This is a genomic window from Endothiovibrio diazotrophicus (assembly GCF_054657215.1).
Window position 1 is genome coordinate 1 of record NZ_BAAHXB010000185.1, and the last position, 5,767, is coordinate 5,767.

A 5,767-nucleotide genomic window follows, 5' to 3' on the forward strand; every position below is an offset into this window, starting at 1 on the left:
GGTTTTCCGCCTCTTCCGCCCTGGCGGTGAACCATAGGGCGACGGTGGCGATGGCGGTCAGGAGAAATGTCGTCGGGGTGGGGGACTTCAGGAGCGCTCCCCAGGCGAGGAAGAGCAGCGACGAGTACATGGGGTGGCGGATGTGGCGGTAGATGCCCGTGGTCACCAGCCTCTCTGTGTTCTCCCATTCGAATTGGGGCGAGTCCGCCGCTGTCGGACGAGTCTTGCCTCGCTGACGCAGCAGGACGACACCCCACACCACCAGCACGATGGAGAAGGCCAGCAACAGCCAGGACGCGAGTTGTTGAATCCCGAACGGATCAGAGAACCAATACGGCGCGTTGAGAATCACCAACGCCAGGATCGCCTCGAAGGCGAAGAACCGGGGAAACCCGTGTGAGGAGGGATGAAGAAGGGAGCGCCGCGACCACCAAACGATCGGAATGGAGAGAACAAAAAAAAGAACCGCAGCCCCCACCCTCATTCCCCCATTGATGAATAAAATCGGCCGGCAGTCGGGCGGCCCCCGCGAGGGGCCGCCCGACTGCCGGCCGATTTTATTCATTTATTGGCGCGGTGCTCGATCAGGTCCTCGACCACGCCGGGATCGGCGAGGGTGGACGTATCGCCGAGGTTATCCAGCTCATTGGCCGCCACCTTACGCAAAATCCGCCGCATGATCTTGCCCGAGCGGGTCTTCGGCAGCCCCGGTGCCCACTGGATCACGTCCGGCGTGGCGATCGGCCCGATCTCGGTGCGCACCTGCTTGACCAGCTCCTTCTTCAACTCGTCGCTCGGCTCGACCCCCTTGACCAGGGTGACGTAGCAGTAGATGCCCTGCCCCTTGATCTCGTGCGGGTAACCCACCACCGCGGCCTCGGCGACCGCTTCGTGGAGCACCAGGGCGGACTCCACCTCGGCGGTGCCCATGCGGTGGCCGGAGACGTTGATCACGTCATCCATGCGGCCGGTGATCCAGTAGTAGCCGTCCTCGTCGCGCTTGGCGCCGTCGCCGGAGAAGTAGTAGCCCTTGTAGGTCTTGAAGTAGGTGTCGGCGAAGCGCTCGTGGTCGCCGTAGACGGTGCGCATCTGGCCGGGCCAGGGGCGGGTGATCACCAGGGCACCGGAGCAGGCGCCTTCCAGTATGTGGCCGTCCTGGGCGTCGACGATCGCCGGCACCACGCCGAAGAAGGGGCGGGTGGCGGAGCCGGGCTTGAGGTCGGTGGCACCGGGTAGCGGGGTGATCAGGTGGCCGCCGGTCTCGGTCTGCCACCAGGTGTCGACGATCGGGCAGCGGCGGTCGCCGACCACGTCGTGGTACCACTCCCACGCCTCGGGGTTGATCGGCTCGCCCACCGAGCCGAGCAGGCGCAGGCTGGAGCGGTCGGTGTTCTTCACCGGCCCGTCGCCCTCGCGCATCAGCGCGCGGATGGCGGTGGGGGCGGTGTAGAAGATGTTGACCTTGTGCTTGTCGCACACCTGCCAGAAGCGCGAGGCGTCGGGGTAGCTGGGCACGCCCTCGAACATCAGCGAGATGGCGCCGTTGGCCAGCGGGCCGTAGACGATGTAGGAGTGGCCGGTGACCCAGCCGACGTCCGCGGTGCACCAGTAGACCTCGCCGTCGTGGTAGTCGAAGGTGTACTTGTGGGTGATCGCCGAGTAGAGCAGGTAGCCGCCGGTGGTGTGCAGCACGCCCTTGGGCTTGCCGGTGGAACCGGAGGTGTAGAGGATGAACATCGGGTCCTCGGCGTCCATCTCCTCGGGCTCGCAGAGCGCGTCGGCGGCGGCGCAGGCCTCGCCGTACCAGACGTCGCGCCCCTCGTGCCAGGCGATCTCGCCGCCGGTGTGCTTGACCACGAAGACGGTGTTGACGTTGGGGCACTCCTCCAGCGCCTTGTCGACGTTGCCCTTCAGATGCACGTGCTTGCCGCCGCGCAGGCCCTCGTCGGAGGTGACCACCACGCGGCAGTCGGAGTCCAAGATGCGGTCGCGCAGGGCGTCGGGGGAGAAGCCGCCGAAGACCACCGAGTGGACCGCGCCGATGCGGGTGCAGGCGAGCATGGCGACGGCGGCTTCGGGGATCATCGGCATGTAGATGCTGACCCGGTCGCCCTTCTTCACGCCGCGCGCCTTCATCGCGTTGGCGAAGCGCGAGACCTGTTCGTGCAACTCGCGGTAGGTGATGTGCTTGTCGACCGAGGGGTCGTCGCCCTCGAAGATGATCGCGGTCTGGTCGCCGCGGGTCTCCAGGTGGCGGTCGAGGCAGTTGTAGGAGGCGTTGAGTTTGCCTCCCTCGAACCACTTGATGTGCAGGTCGGCCGCGTCGTAGCTGTAGTCCATTACCTTGTCCCAAGGCTTGCTCCAGCTCAGGAACGCCTCGGCCTGTTCGCCCCAGAAGCCCTCGGGATCGTCCACCGAACGGCGGTACATCTCGTCATACTTGGCAGCGTCGATGTGGGCGTAGGCGGCGATCTCGGCGGAAACCGGGTATACCTTTTCGGACATGGGTCACTCCTCGGTGGTCGTTGTTTCTGTACGGTTTCAATTCTTGTAGCGGATCGGAGAATGAACGCCGTGGGTTACAGGCGCTTTGCATTCGTCCTCCGAGCCTTTCGAAAGGCGATGTCTGAGTCGGCCGTCGCGACGTTCGTCGATTGTAGGAGCGGCCCCAAGGCCGCGATGGCGCCATGTCCGTTCCTACCGCTTACCCAATCGAGGCGCCTCACTCCGTCGTGATCGCGGCCTAGGGGCCGCTCCTACAGGGCATCGCGGCGCTAGCTATCGATCGCAACATGCTCTTCGAAAGGGTCGGGTCCCTCCCTTCACTCTCGGCCACCCTACACCATTTCGGTCACGGGGCCAGAAGCGCCTTGCGCTTCATTCATTCTAACGCCCCTCGTCGATTCAATTCGGGGAAAGCAGTTCCTTCAGGGGCGTCTGCCCTCCCCGCTCCGCCACTTGGGCGGCAAACAGTTCGGCCGCGGCCAGGGCGTCGCTCAGCGCGTCGTGGCAGCGGTAGCGGGGCAGATTATAGCGCTCCCGCAGCCGCGCCAGGCGCAGCTCCTCGGCGCGATAGGCGCGGCCCTGGCGGTCCAGGGTGCGCCGGGCGAGCCATTGGGTGTCGACCACCGGGATCAGGAAGCGCCCCCCCAGCAGCCGCTCGCAGGCGCTGCCGATGAAGCCCTTCTCCATCGCCGCATGGTGGGCGATCATCACCTTGCCCGCCAGCCGCTCCAACAGCCAGACCAGTGCCTCAGCCGGCACCACGCCATGGGCGGCGTGGTCGTCGGTGATCCGGTGGACCACCGCGCTCGCCTCCGGGATCGCCCGCTCGGGGCGCACCAGCTTGCGCCGGGCGGAGTCGAGATCGATGCGCGTGCCCGCCAGTTCGACCAGACCGATGCTGAGCAGTTCATCTTGCCGTGGATCGAGGCCGGTGGTCTCCAGGTCCACCGCGATGAAGGGGACCTCGTGGTACGGCGTCCGCGGATCGGGGAACGGCACCGACAGGTAGTCGCGCAGCGGCCCCGCTGGCGCCCGTTTGAGCAGGCGCTTGCGGCGGAAATCGAGGTTGAACAGGCGCTCCCACATCTCGGTTCTACTCGGCGCTCTGGAAGATGACGCGGAGAACGCAGAGACGCAAAGGACGCAGAGAAGAGATTCTGTTTCTGTATTTCACCGCCAACTCCTCATAATGCGTGCCGCGTGCGCCTCAGCACCCACCGCCACATCCTCATATTCTCTTCTCTGCGTCCTCTGCGTCTCTGCGTTCTCTGCGTCGATCAGCCATCGTCAAAAGAACCGCTCCGCCTGGTAAGCCTGGGCCAGGGCGTCCTGGTAGCCCTTGATCACGCCGAAGGCGTCCTTCAGGTGGCGGCGGTCGAGGGACGACAGGGTGTCCGGCTCGATGGTGTTGTCCGGTTCGCGACCGTCGCGAATCTGCGCCACCTGGTGACGGGCGCGCAGGGTGTTGATCAGCTCCCAGGCCCCGGTCAGCTCCTCCACCCCCTCCTCGCTCAGGGCGCCGGCGGCGCCGGCGCGGCGCAGCCGGTCGAGGGTGCCGATCTCGGTCACCCCCGCCGACAGGGCGTAGATCCGCGCCAGGTCCACCACCGGCATCACCCCGCCCCGCTTGAGATCGACACCGCGGGCGTGCTCGCCGCCGTCGGTGAGCACGAAGTTGCGAAAGAAGCCCAACGGCGGTTTGAAGCGCACCGCGTTGGCCACCAGGTGGGCGAGGAAGATGCCGTTGCCCCTGGCCTGCTCCACCACCTCGCGGTGGAGCCGCTGGAACAGCGCCGCCTCGCCGTGCAGCGGGCGCAGGTCGAAGAAGTTGCAGGCGAGCATCAGCGCCCTCTTTTCGGGGCGCTGGATCCAGCGGTCGAAATGCTCGCGCCACACCCGCCACGGCTGCCGCCACTGCGGGTTGCAGGCCATCACCTCGCCGGGGCAGTAGACGAAACCGCTGGCCTGCATGCCGTCGCAGACGATGCGGGCAAGCCGCTCGAACCATTCTCCGTGGACCGCCGGGTCGTAGCCGTCGTCGATCAGCAGCGCGCTGTCCTGGTCGGCATGAGCCAACTGCTCGCGCCGCGCCTGGGAGCCGGCCGCGAGCCAGACGTAGGGCACCGGCGGCGGTCCCAGTTGCTCCTCGGCCAGTTCGATCAGCCGGCCGGTCACCGCATCGGCCACCGAGGAGAGCGCCTGGCCCACCGAAGAGGCGCCGGCACCGGCGGCCACCAGTTGCACCTGCAGCTCCGGCAGGCCGCGGCTCGCCTGGACCACCGCGTCGATGGTGCGCGCCCGGCGTACGTCGCCGGCCAAGTAGACCGCGTTGGCGCTCTGGTAGCGCAACAGGTCGGCGGCGGCCACCACCCCGAGCACGCCGCTCTCCCCCACCACCGGCAGGTGGCGCACGTCGCGTCGCGCCATGGTCAGCAGCGCCTCGAAGCCGGGGGTCTCCGCATCCACGGTAAAGACGGAGGGGGTCATAATCCGTTCCACCGGCAGATCGACGGAGAGTCCCTCGGCGATGCACCGGCTGCGCAGGTCCTGGTCGGTGACCAACCCCACCAACTCGGCGCCCTCCATCACCAGCAGCGCCGAAACCCGCTCGCGGGTCATCAGCCGCGCCGCCTCGCGGATCGTCGTCTGCGGCGGCGCGCCGACCGGGGCGTGGGCGAGCAGTTCCCCCACCTCCACCTGCATCAGACCACCGGCCGCGCCGACGTTGGAGGCGTCGCGCAGGGTCTGTAGCGCACGGCCGAGGCGTTCGCGCAGGTCGCGGGAGAAGTGGGCGTTGAACTCCGGATACTCTTCGCGCAGTTGGCGCAGCCGCTCGCAGGGGAGCAGATAGAAGAGGCTGTCCTCCACCACCCGCCCCTGGAACAGCGCCTCCGAGGAGTGATCGAGGCAGCGGGCGGCGTAGAGCTCCCCCTCGCCGATCTTCTCCATCAGCTCGCCCTGGCCGTCGCGCAGCTCCACCGCGCCGCTGCGCAGCAGATAGAGCGCCCCCTCCGCCTCGTCCTCCGGCGGGAACGGGGTGCCGCGCCGCAGGTAGCGCACCGCGAGCCGCTTGGGCAGCTCGGCCAGCGCCTCCTCGGGCAGCAGGGAGAAGGGCGGATGGTCCGCCAGGAACTCCCGGATCTCGATCAGTTCGGCTTCCACTGTGTTTTCAGAAAGAGAGTCCGCAAATGAACGCGAATGAACGCAAATTAAGCAAGCGACGTCGACGCCCCTGGTTCATCGATCGTTGGCACCATGCCCC

Annotated in this window: 4 protein-coding genes; all 4 read right to left on the minus strand. The window is 67.2% G+C overall.

Annotated elements, in window-relative coordinates:
* On the minus strand, nucleotides 1-565 hold a 565-nt coding region (locus tag ACYQ2W_RS24985; protein ID WP_459873537.1), incomplete at its 3' end, for a methyltransferase family protein.
* Nucleotides 562-2,505 carry an acetate--CoA ligase gene (gene acs, locus ACYQ2W_RS24990; protein ID WP_459873539.1) on the minus strand — a complete coding sequence of 648 codons (1,944 nt, stop codon included), beginning with the start codon at nucleotides 2,503-2,505 and terminating at the stop codon, nucleotides 562-564. The genes acs and ACYQ2W_RS24985, both read right to left, overlap by 4 nt.
* Nucleotides 2,506-2,904: 399 nt before the next feature.
* Nucleotides 2,905-3,591 carry an exonuclease domain-containing protein gene (locus ACYQ2W_RS24995; protein ID WP_459873541.1) on the minus strand — a complete coding sequence of 229 codons (687 nt, stop codon included), beginning with the start codon at nucleotides 3,589-3,591 and terminating at the stop codon, nucleotides 2,905-2,907.
* 201 nt (nucleotides 3,592-3,792) lie between these two features.
* Nucleotides 3,793-5,667: a putative nucleotidyltransferase substrate binding domain-containing protein gene (locus tag ACYQ2W_RS25000; RefSeq protein WP_459873543.1), complete on the minus strand. Its 1,875-nt coding sequence runs from the start codon at nucleotides 5,665-5,667 to the stop codon at nucleotides 3,793-3,795.
* Nucleotides 5,668-5,767 lie beyond the last annotated feature (100 nt).

Bases quoted from the DNA above. Each gene is read 5' to 3' on its own strand.
- acs (WP_459873539.1), bottom strand. From the start codon at position 2,505: ATGTCCGAAAAGGTATACCCGGTTTCCGCCGAGATCGCCGCCTACGCC.
- ACYQ2W_RS24995 (WP_459873541.1), bottom strand. From the start codon at position 3,591: ATGTGGGAGCGCCTGTTCAACCTCGATTTCCGCCGCAAGCGCCTGCTC.